The sequence below is a fragment of the Shigella sp. FC1567 genome (assembly GCF_001743015.1).
In the GTDB taxonomy this organism is placed as follows: domain Bacteria; phylum Pseudomonadota; class Gammaproteobacteria; order Enterobacterales; family Enterobacteriaceae; genus Escherichia; species Escherichia coli.
The window spans coordinates 1-1,107 of the sequence record NZ_MIIV01000305.1 but is presented as its reverse complement, the minus strand read 5'-3'; the positions used below and the strand labels follow the sequence as shown (position 1 = coordinate 1,107).

The 1,107-nt window shown below is 48.5% G+C and carries 1 protein-coding gene and 2 pseudogenes; 1 reads left to right on the top strand and 2 read right to left on the bottom strand.

Features of this window, described 5'->3' with window-relative positions; translation table 11 throughout:
• Nucleotides 1-200: IS1 family transposase (locus BHE85_RS16275; RefSeq protein WP_000327172.1), on the top strand; the 200-nt coding region annotated here is incomplete at its 5' end.
• A 19-nt stretch (nt 201-219) separates the two neighbouring features.
• On the opposite strand, the pseudogene BHE85_RS28255 reads toward BHE85_RS16275, so the two are convergent.
• Both BHE85_RS28255 and BHE85_RS16265 read right to left on the bottom strand, forming a co-directional pair.
• Nucleotides 220-705 (bottom strand): annotated as a pseudogene (locus BHE85_RS28255) (phosphate ABC transporter substrate-binding protein); the annotation flags it as partial.
• A gap of 120 nt (nt 706-825) precedes the next feature.
• Nucleotides 826-1,020: pseudogene (locus BHE85_RS16265) on the bottom strand (IS4 family transposase); the annotation flags it as partial.
• Nucleotides 1,021-1,107: the final 87 nt, after the last annotated feature.

Below are 1,107 nucleotides of genomic sequence, written 5' to 3'. Positions count from 1 at the left end.
GCTGGCCGCTGTATGAATCACGCCTGAAGGGAAAGCTGCACGTTATCAGCAAGCGTTACACTCAGCGCATTGAGCGACATAATCTGAATCTGAGACAACATCTGGCAAGGCTGGGACGGAAGTCACTGTCGTTCTCAAAATCGGTGGAGCTGCATGACAAGGTCATCGGGCATTATCTGAACATAAAACACTATCAGTAAGTTGGAGTCATTACCGCCGGCCGTACCCCAGCGAAAAACTGATATGCGCGCCAACGGGTATAATGACTATCCACCAGTACTCACCTCCGACTACTGAGACTAACAAAACGCCCAGCCAGGGGAGCATAAGATCAGCCAACCAACCCGATCCCATCTGGTGAAATTGATAATCTGCCAGATGCAGCGCGATTATCCAGCCAACCAGGATTAATAAACCGGGTACTAAAAAAAGACATTGTCGCCAGACGGCTATTTCTCTTTTTTCTGGTGCACTATCGCCTGCCCATACTCGCCCCGAGAAAAATAGCATTAATGCGCCCAGCGCCAGCATAAAAATGTTGAGCAGAAGGTAACTTGTTGGCGTGATAAGGATATTACAAACTTCAATAATACCGGCAAGTCCGACACCCAGCATAGCAACAACCGCCGCCAAAAATTGCGTCAGTATGGGGATGCCGAAAAAAGTCATTACCAGCGAGGACAAAATCCATTTTCTGTTTTGCATTATTCTTTCCATTCTTTTTGAATGGTGAAATTATACTCCCCGAGTCCCCTTGCCCCTTCTGGACACTTTTCCGAAATGATGGCGGAAAAAAACGGGACCCTTTGGCCTAATGCCAGTCAGTTAAGCAACTGACTGGCTCTTTTTCGGGGCTGTGGGGTATTTCCAGGGCCTCTCCTTTACCACTCTCGGGAAGGCCCTTCCCCTTCTCGTCGGTAATTTCACAAGTTGTCCCATACTTGCAAGATCGCGTATCAGCTCCGGTATACGTCCCGGTGAAGCGCCCTGCAATGTCATCAGCATTCTCATTGAACCGCCCCGGGTTTCCTGGAGAGTGTTTTATCTGTGAACTCAGGCTGCCAGATCATCGTTTCCGATGGAAGCATAATAAGCTTTTTCTGCTTC